At 72.3% G+C, this 18,081-nt stretch carries 15 protein-coding genes and 1 tRNA gene; 11 read left to right on the forward strand and 5 right to left on the reverse strand.

Features of this window, described 5'->3' with window-relative positions; all coding sequences use genetic code 11:
• Positions 1–15 precede the first annotated feature (15 nt).
• Positions 16–1,047 (forward strand): NlpC/P60 family protein, encoded by a 1,032-nt coding sequence (locus ACQP2H_RS02375; RefSeq protein WP_219465974.1) that lies wholly within the window; start codon positions 16–18, stop codon positions 1,045–1,047.
• 63 nt (positions 1,048–1,110) lie between these two features.
• Here the strand turns inward: ACQP2H_RS02375 and ACQP2H_RS02380 are convergent, their stop codons facing one another.
• Complete coding sequence (locus ACQP2H_RS02380) at positions 1,111–2,043, reverse strand: hypothetical protein (RefSeq protein WP_433230782.1); 933 nt, start codon at positions 2,041–2,043, stop codon at positions 1,111–1,113.
• Between the two features lie 57 nt (positions 2,044–2,100).
• Positions 2,101–3,408: a D-arabinono-1,4-lactone oxidase gene (locus ACQP2H_RS02385; protein WP_219465989.1), complete on the reverse strand. Its 1,308-nt coding sequence runs from the start codon at positions 3,406–3,408 to the stop codon at positions 2,101–2,103.
• Between the two features lie 225 nt (positions 3,409–3,633).
• On the opposite strand from ACQP2H_RS02385, the gene ACQP2H_RS02390 reads away from it, so the two are divergent.
• Positions 3,634–4,209, forward strand: coding sequence for a TetR/AcrR family transcriptional regulator (locus ACQP2H_RS02390; RefSeq protein ID WP_208565565.1), 576 nt, complete (start codon positions 3,634–3,636; stop codon positions 4,207–4,209).
• 59 nt (positions 4,210–4,268) lie between these two features.
• Here ACQP2H_RS02390 and ACQP2H_RS02395 read toward each other — a convergent pair whose 3' ends face one another.
• Positions 4,269–5,477: an amino acid deaminase/aldolase gene (locus ACQP2H_RS02395; RefSeq protein WP_219465991.1), complete on the reverse strand. Its 1,209-nt coding sequence runs from the start codon at positions 5,475–5,477 to the stop codon at positions 4,269–4,271.
• Positions 5,478–5,766: 289 nt separating this feature from the next.
• Here ACQP2H_RS02395 and tmk point away from each other — a divergent pair, with 289 nt between their 5' ends.
• The 6 genes from tmk to ACQP2H_RS02425 all read left to right on the forward strand — a co-directional run bounded on the left by tmk (position 5,767) and on the right by ACQP2H_RS02425 (position 11,497).
• The gene (tmk, locus tag ACQP2H_RS02400; RefSeq protein ID WP_208565567.1) at positions 5,767–7,869 is read left to right on the forward strand and encodes a dTMP kinase; all 2,103 of its coding nucleotides are present in this window, start codon (positions 5,767–5,769) and stop codon (positions 7,867–7,869) included.
• Entirely contained in the window at positions 7,869–9,152 is a 1,284-nt protein-coding gene (locus ACQP2H_RS02405; RefSeq protein WP_208565568.1) for a DNA polymerase III subunit delta', read from the forward strand. Before tmk ends, ACQP2H_RS02405 begins: the two co-directional genes overlap by 1 nt.
• A gap of 107 nt (positions 9,153–9,259) precedes the next feature.
• Entirely contained in the window at positions 9,260–9,589 is a 330-nt protein-coding gene (locus ACQP2H_RS02410) for a YbaB/EbfC family nucleoid-associated protein (protein ID WP_219465994.1), read from the forward strand.
• A gap of 1 nt (position 9,590) precedes the next feature.
• Positions 9,591–9,896, forward strand: coding sequence for a hypothetical protein (locus ACQP2H_RS02415; protein ID WP_208565570.1), 306 nt, complete (start codon positions 9,591–9,593; stop codon positions 9,894–9,896).
• Positions 9,896–10,555, forward strand: coding sequence for a hypothetical protein (locus tag ACQP2H_RS02420; protein ID WP_357533097.1), 660 nt, complete (start codon positions 9,896–9,898; stop codon positions 10,553–10,555). Before ACQP2H_RS02415 ends, ACQP2H_RS02420 begins: the two co-directional genes overlap by 1 nt.
• 81 nt (positions 10,556–10,636) lie before the next feature.
• On the forward strand, positions 10,637–11,497 hold the full coding sequence (locus ACQP2H_RS02425; RefSeq protein WP_433230789.1) for a PSP1 domain-containing protein: 861 nt from the start codon (positions 10,637–10,639) through the stop codon (positions 11,495–11,497).
• Positions 11,498–11,550: 53 nt separating this feature from the next.
• Here the strand turns inward: ACQP2H_RS02425 and ACQP2H_RS02430 are convergent, their stop codons facing one another.
• A complete protein-coding gene (locus ACQP2H_RS02430; protein ID WP_433230791.1) occupies positions 11,551–11,919 on the reverse strand; it encodes a VOC family protein in 369 nt (122 codons plus the stop codon).
• A gap of 62 nt (positions 11,920–11,981) precedes the next feature.
• Between ACQP2H_RS02430 and ACQP2H_RS02435 the strand changes: the two genes are divergently transcribed.
• Positions 11,982–12,479: a MarR family winged helix-turn-helix transcriptional regulator gene (locus tag ACQP2H_RS02435; protein ID WP_433230794.1), complete on the forward strand. Its 498-nt coding sequence runs from the start codon at positions 11,982–11,984 to the stop codon at positions 12,477–12,479.
• Positions 12,480–12,598: 119 nt separating this feature from the next.
• Here ACQP2H_RS02435 and ACQP2H_RS02440 read toward each other — a convergent pair whose 3' ends face one another.
• Positions 12,599–14,476 (reverse strand): metallophosphoesterase family protein, encoded by a 1,878-nt coding sequence (locus tag ACQP2H_RS02440; protein ID WP_433230796.1) that lies wholly within the window; start codon positions 14,474–14,476, stop codon positions 12,599–12,601.
• 112 nt (positions 14,477–14,588) lie between these two features.
• Here ACQP2H_RS02440 and ACQP2H_RS02445 point away from each other — a divergent pair.
• Together ACQP2H_RS02445 and ACQP2H_RS02450 are read left to right on the forward strand one after the other, a co-directional pair.
• Positions 14,589–14,662: transfer RNA gene (locus ACQP2H_RS02445), tRNA-Thr, on the forward strand.
• Between the two features lie 909 nt (positions 14,663–15,571).
• Entirely contained in the window at positions 15,572–17,593 is a 2,022-nt protein-coding gene (locus ACQP2H_RS02450) for a hypothetical protein (protein WP_433230798.1), read from the forward strand.
• Positions 17,594–18,081 lie beyond the last annotated feature (488 nt).

Raw genomic sequence — 18,081 nt, forward strand, 5'->3', positions numbered from 1 at the left:
AAGCAGGCATCCCCCGTGTCACAGAGCAGGAACGGGATCTGGGCGACGCTGGCCGTCGTCCTGATCGCCGCGGGTGTGATCGTCGTCGTGGCGCTCCGTCCCGACCGGTCCGCGTCGACCGCCCCGCCGGGCAGCGCGGCCGGCCCGGGCGCGGCGTCGGTCGAGTCCGCCGAGCTGACCTTCACCCGGCTGGGCAAACCGTCGCGGACCCAGGTCCGCGACGCGGCCGGGCGGGTGCTGGCGGTGTTCACCGACAAGGCCCGCACGGTACGCGTCGCCGGCCCCGAGCGGACCTTCACCGAGCCCCGCTTCACGAAGTCGTCGGTGACCACCGACGCCTGGATCCGGCTCGCCCCGACCCCGTGGAAGGCCGGTGAGGAGAAGGCGGCATGGTTCCGGCCGTGGCTGGACAAGGCGGTGGGGGACGACAGCCCGGACGCCCTCGCCATCGCGATGGACTACCTGGACGACGCGCCCGCCCGTAAGGACGCCAAGGGCCGCCAGTTCGCCGGTGACGCCTCCTTCGGCCCACTCTCGGCGGCGGACCCGGACGGTCGTGCCGAGAACTCCGACTTCTACGACTACCTCGGTGTGGAGTGGGACTTCCCGGACGGCAAGCACGAGCGGCCGGCCAAGGACCACTTCCGCAGCCTGGACTGCTCGGGTTTCATCCGGATGGTCTACGGCTACCGGATGAAGTACCCGTTGCGGGGCACCAACACCAAGGGTGCCGGACTGCCCCGCCGGGCGTACGCGATGGCCGGTTTCGGCCCCGGCGCGTTGCTGATCCCGAACACCGGTCGGGCGGCCCGGGACTACGGCGTCCTCCAGGAGGGTGACCTGGTCTTCTTCAACCACGGGGCGAACGCCGGCCCGAGCATCGAGCACTCCGGCATCTATCTCGGTGTCGACGATGCCGGTCACCACCGGTTCTTCTCCAGCCGGGTCAAGGCGGACGGTCCGACGTTCGGTGACTTCGGCGGTGAGTCGCTGCTGGACGGGCCGGGCTACTGGTCGGGCCGGTTCCTGTCGGCACGCCGGGTCTGACCCCGGCCGGCCGGCAACGCGGGGGTGGCGTTCTCGGGTGCCGGGGCTGCGGGCCGGTGGGTGTCAGCGGCGGGGAAGGTCGGCGGCCACCAGTGCCGCCACCAGGTCCGCCCGACGGTCCTCGGCACGGCGTACCGCCCAGGTGATCTCCAGATGGACGAAGACCGCGCCCTGCTTGCGGGCCGCCTCGGCCTGGGTGTTGGTGGTGCCCTCCAACTCACCGCACCTGCTGGTCCAGGCCCGGCAGGCGACGAAGCCGGCGGTGTCCAGCGCGTCGGCCGTGCGGCGCAGGGCGGGGGTGGAGCGCTTCTGCCCGTTGGAGACCACCATCTCCTCGCCGGGGAGGCTCTGCTCGGCGAAGCCGTGCAGTTGGATCTGGTTGATCCGGTTGCGGGCGAACCGCTCGCTGGCCAGTTGGAACAGGCCCTGGGAGTTGTGCGCCGCGTCCGCCCGCCCGTCGCCGGCCCGGCGGTGTGCGCCGGCGACCAGCATGATGCTGCCCGGCGTCGCCCGGAACAGCCGCAGTCCGATGTCCTCCGTGTGCAGGTCCGAGTTGGGGTGGGGCACCTCGACGGCGAGCCGTACCGGCTGGGACAGGTCCACCATGATCAGGCCCCAGGGCCGCTCCGCGCCGGCCCCGGTGACGAACAGCGCGTAGTCGCGCCCGGTCTGCGGATCGCGGCCCCTGCTGGCGGTGAAGCCCAGCTTGGCCAGCAGCCCGCTCGCCTCCGGCAGCCCCGACTGGTCCCCGGTCACCAACAGTGTCACCGCCCGACGGGCCGTCTGCCGTTCCGTCGGGTCCGGGTCGCGGTAGGGATCGGTCGGCTTGAGCCGGCTGACGAAGTCGGTCACCACCGTGTCCGGGGCTGCCGGGGCTGCCGGGGCGGGCGGGGCGGCGGTGGGCTCGTCGGGTGGCTCGCCACACGCGACGAGCCACAGCGACAGGGCCGCGCAGCACGCCAGGAGACCGTTACGGCGGGTGGAGATTCGGGGCATCGCAGGCAGGCTACCGTGCCGTTCCCGCCGTCGTCGTCACCCCTGGCGGCGGGTGGGTCACTCGCCGAGGATGTGGTCGAGGTGGGGGTTGGTGAGGACCCGGCCGGGGTCGAGTCGGGCGCGGAGGTCCTGGAAGTCGGCGAATCTCGGGTACGCGGTCGCCAGGGACGCCGCGTCCCGGTAGTGCAGCTTGCCCCAGTGGGGTCGGCCGCCCAGCCCGGCAGCGACCTCCTCGAAGGCCCGGAAGTACGGCTCGTACGGCATGCCGACGTACTGGTGGACGGCGAGGTAGGCCGAGTCACGCCCGTAGCCGTGGGACAGCCAGATGTCGTCGGCGGCGGTGAACCGCACCTCGACCGGGAAGAGCACCTTGAACGGCAGCCGGTCGACGATGCGGCGCAGCTCCGCCAGCGCCTGCGGCAGGGCGGCGCGCGGGATGCCGTACTCCATCTCGACGAAGCGGACCCGGCGCGGGGTGCAGAAGACGGTGTCGGAGCGGCCGGTGTAGGTGCGCTCGGTCAGTGCCCGCGCGGACACCGCGCTGATGGTGGGGACCAGCGGCGGCACGGCGCGGCCCAGCCGGCAGGCCCCGGCGAAGACCGTGTTGGCGAGGAGTTCGTCGTCCAGCCAGCCCCGCCAGCGCGGCAGCGGCCGGTCGTCGGCCGGCACCCGGTCGTTGGTCTTGAGCTGCACCCGGTCGGTGTACGGGAACCAGTAGAACTCGACGTGGTCGTGCCGGCCGATGAGACCGGACAGGTCGCCCAGCACCTCGTCGAGCGGGGCGGGGCGTTCGTGTGCGCGCAGGGTGAACGCGTCGACGCAGCGCAGGGTGACCTCGGCGAGCACGCCGAGCGCTCCCAGGCCGACCCGGGCGGCGGCGAAGATCTCCGGGTGTTCCTCGGCCGAGCAGCGCAGCACCTCGCCGGTGCCGGTGACCAGGGTGAGCGCCTCGACGAAGGTGGACAGGCAGCCGTACGCGGCACCGGTGCCGTGGGTGCCGGTGGAGATCGCCCCGGCGATGGTCTGCGCGTCGATGTCGCCCAGGTTGGGCATGGCCAGGCCGTGCCCGGCGAGCAGCGCGTTGAGCGCCCGCAGGGTGGTCCCGGCGGGGACGGTGACCAGTCGGGCCGCCCGGTCGACCCGGACTTCGGTCCGCAGGGCGGACAGCTCCATCCGCCGCCCGTCGGACACGGCGATGGGGGTGAACGAGTGGCCGCTGCCGACCACTCTGATCCGCTCACCTGCGCCCGCCACGTCCAGGACCGCCTCGGCTATGTCCTCGACGGTGGTAGGGCGCAGGATGGCGGTGGCGACGCTGTGTTGGTTGCCCGCCCAGTTGGACCAGGCGGTGGCGGTACCGGCCATCGGCGCTCCTCGACATGAATGTGAACTGCCTTCATATCAGGAACGTTGTGCCTGGTAAATACCGCAATCGAGGTCCGCTCGTTGTACCGGTAGTCACGGTCTCGTGACATGTGGATATGTTCTTCCGTCGAAGGGGGGTGGCGTCGAGTGTCCACACCAGCCGCCACGACCGGGCCGCTGCGCCGCGTTCCGGTGCAGGGTCGAAGTGTCGCGCGCGTCCAACGGATGTTGGACGCCTGTGCCGAACTCGTCGACGAGGTGGGGTACGAGGGGTTGACCACCACGTTGCTCGCCGAGCGGGCCGAGGTGGCGATCGGGTCGGTCTACCAGTTCTTCCCGGACAAGCGGGCGATCGTGCAGGCGTTGACCCTGCGCACCATGGAGTCCTACCTCCAGCGCCTCGACGAGCGGTTCGCCTCCGACGACCTGACCCACTGGTGGGACGGCGTCGACGCGGGCATCGACGAGTACATCTCGATGCACCGCACCGTCCCGGGGTTCCGCACCCTGCACTTCGGCGACGTCGTCGACCTGCACCTGCTCGACGAGCAGCGGGACAACAACGGCGTGATCGCCGACCAGTTGGCCCGGGTGCTCACCGAACGGTTCGGCATGGTCGACGAGCCGCGCCTGCGGTTCTGCCTGGAGATCGCAGTCGAGGCCGCGGACGCCCTGATCAAGCTGGCGTTCCGCCGCAAGCAGGAGGGCGACGAGCGGGTCCTGGCCGAGGCCAAGGCGCTCATCCGCGAATACCTGCACCGGCACGTCGAGGCCCCCACCCCGCCCGTCGCCCAGCCCTGACCGCCCCGCCCGCCGCGGACCGGGGAACGGCCCGGCGTCGGGCGAGGGGCGCGCGACGGTCAGAGGAAGGCGTGGCCCTCCCCCCGGTAGGTGGGCACCGTGTCGACGACCGTGTCGCCGTCGACCAGGTGCAGCTCGTTGACCCGCTCGCAGAGTTCACCCGCCTTGGCGTGCCGGAACCACACCCGGTCGCCGATCCGCAGCCCGGCTGCGGCGGCACCGGTCAGCGGGGTCTGTACCTCGCCCGCGCCCTCGCTGCCGACCAGCGCCAGCCCGGCCGGCAGCCACGGCCGGGGCAGCCGGCTCGTGGCGGCGGGTCCGGAGGCGATCCAGCCCCCGCCCAGCACGGTGGCGATCTCCGGCGTCGGCCGGCGGACCACCGTGCAGGCGAAGAACGCCGCCGGGGTCGGCCGCCAGGCCCGGTAGGCGTCGAACAGCGTCGGCCCGTACAGCCCCGATCCGGCGGTGACCTCGGTGACCGCGGGGTCGGCGCTGGTGGCGGCCACGCTGCCGGTGCCGCCGCCGTTGACGAACTCCAGGTCGGCGTGTTCCCGGACGGCGGCGACCGCCGCACCCCGGCGGGCCAGCAGCTCCCGGTACGACCCGCGCTGGGCGATCCGGATCGCGGCGCTGAGCGCGGCCTGTCCGGGCGGGGCGTCCCCGAGGCCGGCGATCTGTGCCTCGTACGACATCAGGCCGACCAACCGGAAGCCGGGTCGGCGGGCGACGGCGGCGGCCAGCGCGCCGGCCGCCCGGGCGCTGTGCACCGGCGAGCGGCGTACTCCGACGTGCACCCGCCCGCGCAGCGGTCGCCAGGAGGCGTCCAGGTCGAGGCAGACCCGCAGCTCGGGGCGGCTGCCCGGTGGGCACACGACGTCGATCAGGTCCAGTTGCTCGGTGCTGTCGATCATGAGGGTGACCGCCGCGACGAGCTGCGGGTCGGCGGCCAGCTCGGCGAGCGCCCCCCGGTCGGCGCTCGGGTACGCCACCAGCGCGTCGTCGGTGACACCGGAGCGGACCAGCCAGTTCGCCTCGGGAACGGTGAACGCCATCACACCGGACCAGCCGGGTTGCCGCAGCGCCCGGGTGAGCAGGTCGCGGGCCCGGATCGACTTGCTGGCGGCGCGGACCGGTTTGCCCGCGCTGCGGGCGGCCAGCGCGGCGGCGTTGGCGTCGTAGGCGGTGAGGTCCACCACGGCGTAGGGCGGGTCGAGGTGGGCGGTCGCCTTGTCGAGGCGTTCGCGCAGGGTGTCGCTGTCGATGGCCACGAATGCACGCTAACTGTCCGGACGGCAATGCGAAATACCCTCACGTCCTACCGGGCTGCGGTCGGTGGCGTTCGCGGCCTAGGCTCGGCGAGCAGGAGAATGTCGCCGGTGGGGAGGCCCCCACCGGGTCTAGAGTGTTCCACCGGGACTGCCCAGCGTTGGGCCGGCACGTGGAGGTACGGCCATCGAAAGCCAGCAGCACGGCGAGTCGTCCGGCGCGTCGTCATCCGGCCCACCGCCCGGCGGCACCGCCCCGACCGACCGGTCCGGGGCGGCGGCGATCCGTTCCGTGCTGCGCATCAGGCCGTTCCGGCGGCTCTGGATCGTCCTCGGCGCGGCCTCCTTCGGCGACTGGCTCGGCCTGCTCGCCACCTCGGTCTTCGCCGCCGCACAGGTGTCCGGCAGCACCGCCCAGGGCGCCGTGTTCGGTGGCGTGATCGCGATCCGGCTGCTCCCGGCGCTGGTGCTCGGGCCGGTGGCCGGCGTGCTCGCCGACCGGTTCGACAGGCGCTGGACGATGGTCATCTGCGACCTGCTGCGGTTCGTGCTCTTCGCCTCGATCCCGCTGGTCGCGCTGCTCGGCGTCCGGGGCGGCGTGGTCGTCACCTGGGCGGCGATCGCCACCTTCCTCATCGAGTCGATCACCCTGCTCTGGATTCCGGCCAAGGAGGCCGCGGTCCCCAACCTCATCCCGCGCGCCCGGCTGGAGACGGCCAACCAGCTCACCCTGATCACCACGTACGGCCTGACCCCGGTCGCCGCCGCGATCGGACTGGCGGTGCTGGACCGCAGCGTGCGGGGGATCACCGGCGGGGAGATGCCCGGCTGGGCCGAGCCGGCCCAGCTCGCCCTCTGGTTCAACGCCTTCTCCCGGCTGGCCACCGCGCTGGTGGTGGCCTTCGGCATCAAGGAGATCAGCCAGGCCCAGGCCCGGGAGCGGGGTGAGCGCGCCGAGCAGGGCATGTTCAGCCAGTTCACCGAGGGCTGGAAGTTCATCGGCCAGACCCCGCTGGTCCGGGGCCTGGTGCTGGGGATCTTCGGCGCGTTCGCCGGCGGCGGCATCGTGATCGGCACCGCCAAGTTCTTCGCCGCCTCGCTGGGCGCCGGCGACGCCGCCTTCTACATGCTGTTCGGCGCGATCTTCATCGGGCTGGCGGTCGGCATCGGGCTCGGCCCGATGATCGTGCGGGACATGTCCCGCCGCCGCTGGTTCGGCATGAGCATCGTGCTGGCCAGCGCGTCCGTGCTGGTGCTGGCCTTCGCCATCCACCTGTCGATGGCCATCCTCGGTGCGATCATGGTCGGCGCGGGTGCCGGCATGGCCTTCCTCGCCGGCACCACGCTGCTCGGCGGCGAGGTCGCCGACGAGGTACGCGGCCGGGTCTTCGCCGTGGTGCAGATCGGCACCCGGCTGGTGCTGATCCTGGCCATCGCCCTGAGCAGCCTGCTGGTCGGGGTCGGCGGCTCACGCCAGCTGACCATCGCCGACCTCGGCATCTCGGTCTCGTCCACCCGACTGCTGCTGCTCGCCGCCGGCCTGGCCGGCATCTTCGCCGGGATCAGCGCGTTCGGCCAGATGGACGACAAGAAGGGCGTGCCGGTCCTGGCCGACCTGTGGGGTTCGATGCGCGGCCGGCCACTGATGCCGGCCGAGCCGTTCGTCTCCAACGGGCTCTTCGTGGTCTTCGAGGGCGGCGAGGGGGCCGGCAAGTCCACCCAGCTGGAAACGCTCGCCACCCGCCTGCGTGAGCAGGGCCGCGACGTGGTGGTGACCCGCGAGCCGGGTGCCACGGCCGTGGGTGAGCGGATCCGGGCCCTGGTGCTGGAGGACTCCGGCGCGGACGCCCCGTCCCCGCGCGCCGAGGCGCTGCTGTACGCCGCCGACCGGGCCCACCACGTCGCCACCGTGGTCCGACCCGCCCTGATCCGGGGTGCGGTGGTGATCAGCGACCGGTACGTCGACTCGTCCCTGGCCTACCAGGGTGCCGGTCGTACGCTGCCGGTCGACGAGGTCTCCTGGCTCTCCTCGTGGGCCACCGGCGGGCTCAAGCCCGACCTGGTGGTGCTGCTCGACGTCGATCCGCGCACCGGCCTGTCCCGGGCGGCGGCCCGTAACCGGGGGACCGACCGGCTGGAGGCGGAGTCGGTCGCCTTCCACGAGCGGGTCCGGTACGCCTTCCTCGACCTCGCGGCCAACGACCCGAAGCGTTACCTGGTGCTCGACGGGGCCCGCCCGGTCGACGAGATCGCCCGCCTGGTCGCCCGCCGGGTGCAGGAGCTGCTGGTGGACCCGGCCGGCATCGTGCATCCCCGCCCGGCGCACGGGCCGGACACCTCGGTGCAGCCCGAGTTATCCGACTCTGAGCTGGTGGGGATGGAGCACCGCACCTGATGTCGGACGTCTTCGCCGACCTGGTCGGTCAGGCCGACGCGGTCGACACCCTGCGCCGGGCCGCCGCGTCGGCCGCCGCCGTGCTGCGCACCGCCCACCTGCCCACCCCCACCGGTGACCCGGACGACGACCTGGCCGCCCTGGCCGAGGCCGACGAGGGGGCCACCGCCGGGGGGACCCCCCCGCCCGTCGACCCGGCGGCCGGGATGACCCACGCCTGGATCTTCACCGGCCCGCCCGGCTCGGGTCGCTCGGTGGCCGCCCGGGCCTTCGCCGCCGCCCTCCAGTGCGTGCACGGCACCGGCTGCGGCAGTTGCCCCGGCTGCCACACCACGCTCACCGGCACCCACGCCGACGTCCGGCTGGTGGCCCCCGAAGGGCTCTCCATCGGCGTCGGCGAGATGCGCGCCCTGGTGCTGCGGGCAGCGAGCACCCCGTCCGGCGGGCGCTGGCAGGTGGTGATCATCGAGGACGCCGACCGGCTCACCGAGGCGGCCGGCAACGCGTTGCTCAAGGCGGTCGAGGAGCCACCGCCCCGCACGGTCTTCCTGCTCTGCGCCCCGTCCACCCACCCGGAGGACGTCTCGGTGACGATCCGGTCGCGCTGTCGGGTCGTACCGCTGCGGCAGCCCTCGGCGGCGGCGGTCGCCGAGGTGCTGGTCCGGCGGGACGGCGTCACGCCCGACGTGGCGCAGTGGGCCGCCGCTGCCGCGCAGGGGCACGTGGGGCGGGCCCGACGGTTGGCCCGCGATCCCGAGGCACGCCAGCGCCGGGACGCGGTGCTGGCGGTGCCGCGCCGGCTGACCGGGGTGGGCACCGCGCTCGACGCGGCGTCGGCGCTGATCGAGGCGGCCGAGGCGGAGGCGGCGGCTTCGGTGGCGGAATCCGACGCGGCCGAGCGGGCCGCGTTGCAGACCGCGCTGGGCGCGGGCGGCACCGGCCGGGGCGCGGCGGGCGCGACCCGTGGCTCCGCCGGCCAGCTCAAGGACCTGGAGAAGCGGCAGAAGTCCCGGGCCACCCGGGCCCAGCGGGACGCCCTGGACCGGGCCCTGGTGGACCTGGCCGGTTTCTACCGGGACGCGCTCACCTCGGCGTTGCGCGCGCCGGTCGCCCCGGTGCACACCGACACCGCGACGTTGGCCGAGGCGGGCGGGCAGAAATGGGCCCCCGAGGGCTCGCTGCGCCGGTTGGAGGCGGTGCTGGAGTGCCGGGCGGCGATCGAGGCGAACGTGAAACCCCGCATCGCCGTGGAGGCGATGATGCTCTCCCTCTGGCGCGGCTGACCCCCGTTTCCGCCCATCGACACGTGTTGACGGGGTGCGGTACGGTCCCGGTGGGCCGCAGTGATCGTGGTGGCACGCAGGGTGAGGTCTACCTGGGGGGAGATCGGATGCCGCGCGGCGAGATCGACGAGGCGTGGATCGAGGAGGCGGTGCGGCGGTACCGCCGGATCGAGTCCCTCCAGGCCGAGTTCGACCGGGCGGTCGACACCGTCGAGGTGACCGTCCGCTCGCCCGACGGGCTGGTCGAGGTGGTGGTGACCGCCGGGGGCCGGATCACCGACGTGCGTTTCCTCGGGCCGCTGCACAACCGCCACCCCCGGGACGTGGCCGGTTCGGTGCAGGCCGTCGTCACGGCCGCCGCCGACGCCGCCCAGTGGGCCCGGGAGAAGCTGCACAACGAGACCTTCACCGCCTACCGCCCGCTCGCGGGGGCCTGAGGTGGACGCCCTGCGTGCCCTCGCTGCCCGCCTTGACGAGGCCAGCGCCACCCTCGCCGCGCTCTCCCGCACGGTCACGGTGAGTGACCCGCCGCATCCGGCGTTCGGTGCGCACGCCGCCGGTCGCCCCGGTGAGGTCGGACGGGCCCTGCACCGGCAGTGGACCGCCGCCACCGACGGCCGGGCCCGCGAGGCGGGTGCCGCCGCCGCCCGGTTGGCCGCCGCCGCGTCGGCCGTCCGCAGCGCCGCCGACCGCTACGCCACCGCCGACGACGCCGCCCGCCGCCGGCTGGGCGGGGAGGCGTGATGGACCCGCTGGACCGCCTCGCCGAGCCGGGCCTCGACCTGCTCGCCCGGGTCGACACGCTGCTCGCCGCCGGGGCCCCCGAGGGGCACCCCGTCTGGCCGTTGCTGCGCCGGATGCAGCTGCTGCCGGGGGAGGCCCTGCGCGCCTTCCTCGACCTGCACCCCGCGCCACTGGCGACCGCCGGCCACGCCGTGCGCCGGCTCATCCGGGGGTACGACGACGCGTGCGCCGCCCTCACCGACCCGGGGATCTGGTCCGGCCCGGCCGGGTCGTCCTACGACGAGGCCCGTACCGCCCTGCTGCGCCATCTGGACGAGGGGCCGGAGAGCCTGGTGGGCCGCTTGGAGTCCACCGCCGGTTACGCCGACGCGTTGGCCGACTGGGTGGAGGGCAGCCGGTTGGCGGTGGCCCGGGTGCTGGCCGAGGTGCTCGGCTCCACCGAGGCGGTCCGGGTCCGGGCGGCGACCGCCTCCGGTGCCGGGCCCGCCGTCGGGTCCGGGGCGGCGGCCGAGATCGCCACCCGGGTGCTCGCGGTGCTCGGGGTGGCCTACGACGGGGCGGAGACGCTGCTGCGCCAGTGGTCACCCAGCCTGGCCGAGTCGACCTGGCGGTCGGCCGGCGGTCCGTCGTACCACGGCGGCCCGCTGCGGATCGGCTGACCGTGACCGGGTCGACTCCCCGGCGGGATGCCCGCCCGCCGCACCCGACCGGGTCCCGCCGATCCGTCGTAGGCTGATGTCATGGGCATGCTCTGCGCGGTCAGCTTCAACCGGTACGGGCGGCTCTACTACCTCGACCCGGGGGAGTTCCGTCCGCAGGTCGGTGACCGGGTGCTCGTCCCCACCGACGACGGCCCCGAGGTGGCGGAGTGCGTCTGGGCGGCGCAGTGGGTCACCGAGGAGACCGACGGTTTCCCGAAGCTGGCCGGGCTGGCCGGCGACGACGACCTGCGCCGCGACGAGTTGCTGCGGCGGCGTAAGGCGGAGGCGAAGGTGGCGGCGAAGCGGCTGATCCGGGAGCACGGCCTGCCGATGAAGGTGGTCGCGGTGGACCACGTCCTCGCCGCCACCGAGGGCACCGGGGACCGGACGACGGTCTACTTCACCGCCCCGCACCGGGTGGACTTCCGCTCCCTGGTCCGGGACCTGGGTGCGACCCTGCACTGCCGGGTGGAGCTGCGGCAGCTCTCCGCCCGTGACTCCGCCCGGGTGCAGGGTGGCATCGGCTCCTGCGGCCGGGACCTGTGCTGCGCCACCTTCCTCAACGACTTCGAGCCGGTGACCATCCGGATGGCCAAGGACCAGGACCTCCCGTTGAACCCGCTGCGGATCTCCGGGGCCTGTGGCCGGCTGATGTGCTGCCTCAAGTACGAGCACCCGCTCTATGCCAGGTTCACCGAGTCCGCCCCGGCGGTCGGCAGCCGGGTCACCACACCCGAGGGGGAGGGCCGGGTGGTCGGCCACAGCGTCCCCCGGGACGCGGTGACCGTCCGGTTGGACGCCGACGGCTCGCGCTCCATGTGTTCCCGTGCCGACGTCTGCGGGTCCCGCAGCGCCTACGAGAGCCGTGACCTGTCCGGCCCGGAGGCGGCGACGCGCTGATCGACGTGCCCCGCGTGCGTGTGCCCGGGCCGCTTACCGCCAGGGCCGGCACCTCAGGCGCGGTCGTGCAGGGTGACCTGGTAGCCGTCGGGGTCGGCGAAGGTGAACGTCCGGCCGAAGGGGCCGTCGACAGGTGCGGAGACGATGGTGTGCCCGTCGGTGACGAGCGTGTCGTGGATGGCCTGCACGTCCGTGGCGTGTAGCCAGATCGCGGCACCGATGCCGGGCTGGGCGACGGAGTCGAGATCGGTGCCGGTGACGACGTCGCGCAGGGCGAACGCGATCGGCTTGGTCGCGAAGACGACGGCGTGCGGGGGCCCGGCCGGCGAGCGGATGAGGCCGAGATAGTGCTCGTAGAACGCCTGTGAGGCGGCGAGGTCGCGTGCCTGGAGCGAGATGAAGTCGGGGCCGGTGACGGGCATGGTGGTACTCCTTCTTTCATGTCAGGTTCCTGACACGGCTCAACCTATGTCAGAATCCTGACATGAGTCAAGGTGATGCCGGCATCGACCTGAACACGTCCCTGGGCTACCTGCTGAAAGAGGCGTCGAGCGCCCTGCGGGCGGCGATGGAGGAGGTGCTCCGCCCGCTCGGGATGGGTGTGACGCACTACGCCTGCCTCGAACTGCTGGCGCAGCGACCGGGCCTGTCGAACTCCGAGCTCGCGCGGGGGGCGTTCGTGACCCGGCAGACGATGAACGTCCTGCTCCAGAACCTGGAACGGGAGGGCTACGTGACCAGGCCCGCCGAGGCTCCCGTGGGCAAGGCGCTGCCCGCGCGGCTCACGCCGAGCGGTCGACGCAGCCTGGACCAGGCGACCGCCGCCGTCCGCTCGGTCGAGGTCAGAATGCTCTCCGGCATGACCGAGGCCGAACGCTCAGCCGCCTTCCACGCCCTCAAATCCATGATCCACTCCCTGACCTCCCCGCCCGCCCCGCCCGCCCCGCCCGCCCCGCCTCCACCCCCCTCTGATCGGGGTTGATCAAGAGGTTTACGTCAGTTTGATCGCGCCTGGTGACGCAAACCTCTTGATCAACATCGGCGGGCGGGCGGGCGGGGGGAGGGCGGCGGGCCGGCGGGTGGCGCGTGGTGGGTGGGGAGTCAGGTGAGGGTGATCGGGGGTTCGGCCAGGTGGGGGGTCAGCGGAGTGCGGGGGGTCAGCCAGGAGGCGGTGGGGGACTGGTCGGGGTTGAGCTGCCAGTCGTGGCAGACCCGGTCGACGGCGATCGGATAGACGGTCAGCGTGCCGTCCGGGTCGATGCGCATCCGCAGGAACGACTTCGAGTCCTCGATGCCCTGCCCGGCGAAGAGTTCGTTGACGTTGACCCCGAAGGTGCCCGCCACCAGCAGGTATGCGGCCACCACCTGGGTGGCGACCAGCCCGATCACCGGGCCGTAGACCACGGCGGCGGCGACTGCCGGCAGCGGCCACGGCCAGTGGTAGAACGGCAGGTGCAGCCAGACCCAGGTGCCGGCGACCGCGAGCGCCACGTGCGCCAGCCCGTGACCGATGCCGAGCAGCCAGTGCCGGACGTGCCGTTTCCCGCTGGCGCTGGGCGGCTGGGCGAAGAACGCCGCGCTGAGCAGCGTCACCGCCAACATGATCACCAGCGGGACGCTGAGCAGCCGCTGCTCGGTGCCGGTCCGGTTGGCCGTGACCCCGGCCATGGCGAGCATCAGCAGCGTGTGCAGGGTGCCGAGCAGGGTCCCGAAACCCGGGTTGCGCCGGGGCAGCCGGTGGAAGATCCCCCAGCCGTAGCGGCGGGAGCGGGCCGCGTCGGGGAACCGGGCCACCAGGTCGTACGCCCGGGTGCGGCTGGCCCGGCGGGACAGGGTGTCCTTCGGGGGCACCTCGATCCGCTCGGGCAGGGTGTGCGTCGGGTACAGGTACGCGCCGCCCCCGCCGCAGGTGATCAACTGTCGTTCCGGGCCGGCGTACCGGGCGTAGTGGTGCAGGTCGCCGGAGACCAGCAGCCGCACGTGCGCGCCGGTGGGCGCGATGATCGTCCGGACGAAGTAGTCGATCGAGTCGTACGCGGTGGGATGGTCGACGGACTTCACCCAGGTCGGTGCCGGCACCGCCAGGATCACCCGGGAGTCGGGGCCGAGCCGGCGGGCCACCTCGTCGAAGTACGACAGCTGCGGGTCGTCCAGGTAGGACCCCGACTGGTCGTCGAGGCCGAGCAGCCACCACCCGGCCGGCAGTTCCACCGCGAAGTACGACCGGGACTGGCCGGTGCCCCAGCCGCCGAAGTTGCGGTCCCGGGAGCGGACGAACAGCCGCAGGAACGCGGTCAGCCCGTCGTACCAGTCATGATTGCCGGGCACGGCGAACAGCGTCGGCCGCTGCGGCGGGGCCACCGGCAGCGCCGCCTGGTACGGCCCCTTGCACCGGTCCTCGTACGCCTCGTAGGCCGCCGACGGGTAGACCTGGTCGCCCCCCATCACCAGGGTCTGCGCCCGGGGCAGCCGGTGCCCGTCGACCGTCAGCTCCGGCTGGGCCAGCAGGTACGCCACCGAGTAGGTGGCGTCGAAGCCGTCGCCCAGGTCGGCCACGTAGTCCAGCCACAGCCCACCGTCCGGGCCGACCTGCGCGCCGATCCGCGCGTCGAGCGCGTTCTGCAACTCCCGTTTGTCGAGGTACGCCCCGAAGAGCATCGCCAGCAGGGTACGGATGCCGGTGCTGATCAACAGGAACGGCGCGAGCCAGGGGACCGGCTTACGGGGAGTGAAACCCAGCTCCACCGGATCGGTGCCCCGTGGCCTGCGGACGGCCCGCTCACCGGGAGCGTGCTCGGCGTCCGGATCGACGGTCGGGTGCGGTGCGGCGCGGTCCGCCGGGGCGTCGACGGGGGCGGGACCGGCCGAAGCACGGTCGTCGACGCTCTGTCCACCGCCGTCGGGGGTGGTGGGGCCGCCGGAAGTGGCGTGGCCGTCGGGGGTGGCGTGGCCGTCGGGGGTGGCGTGGTCGTCGCTCACCGGAGCAGCCTAGTCGTCCCGCACGACACCGATGTCCCATGATGTCCGGGTCACCCGACGCCGGAACCCTCTCGGTTCCGTCGGGGACCGTACCGTATACTCGATGATCGTTGCCGCCTTAGCTCAGTCGGCTAGAGCGACGCACTCGTAATGCGTAGGTCGACGGTTCGATTCCGTCAGGCGGCTCAGAGAGCGGCCCTGATCGGCGAGTTCGCTGGTCAGGGCCGCATTATCATCGATGTAGTGTCGAACCGCCCCCGAAACCCCGCCGGCGAGGCGGCTGGATGCCGGTGCGGGCTCGTGCCGGAGCACCAGGTCGAGAAGGTCTTCTTCCCCACCGGGCAACCCGCAGACTACAGTGGCCCCGGTCGGTATCAGCGCTGGCCAGGGCCGCATCTTCGTCGATACGGTTGTGAATCGCCCCTGAATCCCCCGCAAACGCCTACCGGTGATCGTCAGATCCCTGTATCTTCCGGTCCGTTTCGCCTCCCCCGGAAACCAGCCACCCATCGATTCGCTGCTGCGGCTTCACGCCGGTCCCCCCCCGCAGCCCGGGCGCATGGTCGCCGGTCTCTGCCTGTTCTCGAAGCCATTCCCGGTGAAGGTGTGGGGCCGCTCCGGGTCGCGGTCCAGCCGGCCGGTGCCCCGGCACTGTAGTCAGCGCCTCGCGGGCAGCCGCATCTCGGGCTGCTGATTGCGCCGGACGAGGGAGCGAGCCGTCGACCAGGTGCTGCTCGCCGCGTTGGCCATCACCGTTCGCTGCGCCGAGCGCCAACAGCACCGCCAGCAGCGCCGTGACCACGGTCGCGAGCTGACGCCTGTCTATGCGCCTCATCCTCCCGCCTGGCAGCCGGAACTGTGCCTGCTGCTATGGCCGACGATATGGTGAAAACGGTGCAGCCTACCGAGAGCATCGCTTCCGGTCGACATTCGGTCGAACGGTAACCGTCAGTCGAACTCGCCGCGCTCCTGGGCGCTGCGGATCCGCCGACGACACGTGCGGCAAAGCCGGGGTGCCCTCTTTTCAATTCGTTTGGTCCTTGGTTGACTTCTCCACCAGTCAGCATCCTCCCTCGGAAAGCAGCAGCCGCAGCGATGGCCGAAATTGTTTCGTATCCTGATCCGTTGCCGCAGCTCGCCACCCCTGGCGAACGCCTGGGATGGATCTTCAACGATCGGAACCTCTACCTGCGCCGCTATCCCGAACCGCCGCCACCACCCCGTCGGGTACCGGCTCACCTGTACGAGCGACTGATGCGGGCCGAACGGTGGGCCACGAAGGGGATCCTGATCTCGATCTGCGTGGGCTTCGGCCTGGCCGGCCTGCTGGTGTGCTGCGGCGGTGTCGTGTCCATGGGCAGCGCCGGCAGCGACGACGACGGCGGCGGTTGGGTGTACAGCTTCCTGGCCACCCTCGTGAGCATCGGCGGCATCGGCGGGGCGGTGATCGCCGGAATGGCGCCCTTGATCGCGCGCAGTTCGATCGAGACCGCCCGGCAGCAGGCCCAGCACGAGTACCACCAGGCGTACGCCGCGTGGGACGGGCGACGCCGGAGGCACGACATGCAGCAACGGCGGAAGGTCGACGCCATGTGCGAGTGGTCGGCCGTCACTCCGGCAGCGAGTACCCGACGGGTCGACATCATCGGGGGCACGATGTATGGCTGGGAAGCGGTGTTGACCGTGTTCGGTGGATCGTTGCTCGCCACCCGTGGCGGCATGACCCTGGTCGACTTCACCGGTGAGGCGCTCTGCGGCGAACTCATGCAGCTCGGCGTCACGACCGACCGCACCGTGCAGGAGTACCGGCTGCCGTCCCAGCTCGCCCAACTCGATCTGGTCGGTGGGCTGAAACCGGACGAGCTGGTCGATTGCCTGGTAGAGGCGATGTACGGCGATGCGCAGGGGCCCAGCCGGGCCGACCGGTCGCAGGACTCGATGCTGCTGCGCGAGCTGTGCGGTGTGCTGGCACCGAATCTCGGCATGGCTCGGCTGCTGGCCGCGCTGCGGGTGCTTACCGATCGGCCGGTGCAGGACGCGCTCACTCCGCAGGAGACCGCCCGACTGCTCGACCTCCGGTCGGGCGGCAGCCGTCGGCAGATGTACCAGCAGTTGCGCCGCATCGAGGCATTGCTGCATCCGTTGGAGGTGATGGGTGCCGAGCCGGGCGACGCCGGGAACGCCGATCTGACCTGTCTGATCGCCGACAGCGGCGGTCGTAACGCCCAGAACGAGTTGCTCAAGGACCTGCTGGTGCAGTGGTTGGCACGACGGGTGCTGCGCGAGTCCGCTCCGACGGGTTCCTTGGTGATCATCGGTGCGGACGAGGTGCATCACCGTTCGATCGAGATGCTCAGCACTCTCTGTGAGCGCCGGGGCATCCGGCTCGTGCTGTTCTTCGGCCATCTGCGGGAGGAGTCGCTGCGCACCATCGGCGGCGGCGAGGTCGCGCTGATGCGGCTCGGCAATCACCAGGAGGCGACCCAGGCCGCGGACTTCATTGGCAAGGGACACCGGTTCGTGCTCAGCCAGCTCACTCGTACTCTGGGCGGCAACGACACACACACGCTCGCCGATACGTACTCCGAGTCGGAGACCGAGGGCGGCTCCTCCGCCACCAGCCGCAGCGCACTGACGTTCAGTAGTCAGCGCGGTGCCAACTGGAGCAAGACCCGGAATTGGAGCCAGACCGAATCACTCGCAAAGGGCACCAATTGGAGCGACGCCCGATCGGTTCAGCGGGTGTATGAGTACACCGTTGAGCCGCAGGTGCTCCAGGACCTGCCCGAATACGCGATGATCCTGGTCAAGGCCGAGGGCCGGTGCTCGGTCGTGCAGGCGGTCGAGGTCGATCCGGCGATCATCACGCTTCCCCGGGTGTCGATGACACCGGTCGAACTGGAACCCTTGCCCGATGCCGTCGAGGCGGTCATCCCGGCCAGTCGGCAGCCCAGCCAGGTGACCGTGTCGTGGCCACAGCCGCTGGCGGCCCGGAGGACCAGCCCGCACCAGATCGCCGGGCAGGTCCTACCGGGCTGGGGAGCGGCACCCGCCAACCAGCCCCAGCAGGTGTACGGGCCGCAGCCGCGCCGGGGACCGTGGGGTGAGCCACGGTGACCGGCGTCGTCGGCCTACCACGCCGGCACGCCGCTGCTGCTCGGCTGGCACCGGGCAGCCGCCGCCCGGCCGGTCGAGGTGCTCGCGGCCGGCGGGCTCAGCGGTGAGCCGGACTCGCGCGGGTGGACCCCGCTGTCTTTGCCTCCGGGCGCGCTCGGGCCCCCGTACGCCGGCCCGGATCTGCTCGGGAAGCTGCGCTCGCTGCGGTTCTGGGCCCGGATGGCCGGGCTGGGCAACGGGCTCCTGGTTGACGATCGGACGCTGCGCGAGCGGGGGTAGGCCACGGTTCCGGCCCGGGGCGTACGGGTCGCCGGGAAAATTCTGAGAAAGAGTTCTGGGGGCGGCAACCTGCGGGCGGTGGATCGCATGTACCCGGATGTAAGCAACGATCGCCACGATCCATAGGGGTCCGAATATGTCCGCACGTCGTCTTCTGCTGCTGCCCGCTGTCACCGTTCTGTTCGCCCTGACCGCCTGCGGCGCCACCG

Origin of the sequence: Micromonospora sp. CA-248260 (assembly GCF_050942205.1) — a bacterium.
GTDB lineage: Bacteria > Actinomycetota > Actinomycetes > Mycobacteriales > Micromonosporaceae > Micromonospora > Micromonospora antibiotica.

Coding starts and splice junctions, on each gene's coding strand:
- ACQP2H_RS02380 (WP_433230782.1), bottom strand. CDS start 2,043: ATGCCCCGAATCTCCACCCGCCGTAACGGTCTCCTGGCGTGCTGCGCG.
- ACQP2H_RS02385 (WP_219465989.1), bottom strand. CDS start 3,408: ATGGCCGGTACCGCCACCGCCTGGTCCAACTGGGCGGGCAACCAACAC.
- ACQP2H_RS02390 (WP_208565565.1), top strand. CDS start 3,634: ATGTTGGACGCCTGTGCCGAACTCGTCGACGAGGTGGGGTACGAGGGG.
- ACQP2H_RS02405 (WP_208565568.1), top strand. CDS start 7,869: ATGTCGGACGTCTTCGCCGACCTGGTCGGTCAGGCCGACGCGGTCGAC.
- ACQP2H_RS02410 (WP_219465994.1), top strand. CDS start 9,260: ATGCCGCGCGGCGAGATCGACGAGGCGTGGATCGAGGAGGCGGTGCGG.
- ACQP2H_RS02420 (WP_357533097.1), top strand. CDS start 9,896: ATGGACCCGCTGGACCGCCTCGCCGAGCCGGGCCTCGACCTGCTCGCC.
- ACQP2H_RS02425 (WP_433230789.1), top strand. CDS start 10,637: ATGGGCATGCTCTGCGCGGTCAGCTTCAACCGGTACGGGCGGCTCTAC.
- ACQP2H_RS02430 (WP_433230791.1), bottom strand. CDS start 11,919: ATGCCCGTCACCGGCCCCGACTTCATCTCGCTCCAGGCACGCGACCTC.
- ACQP2H_RS02435 (WP_433230794.1), top strand. CDS start 11,982: ATGAGTCAAGGTGATGCCGGCATCGACCTGAACACGTCCCTGGGCTAC.
- ACQP2H_RS02450 (WP_433230798.1), top strand. CDS start 15,572: ATGGCCGAAATTGTTTCGTATCCTGATCCGTTGCCGCAGCTCGCCACC.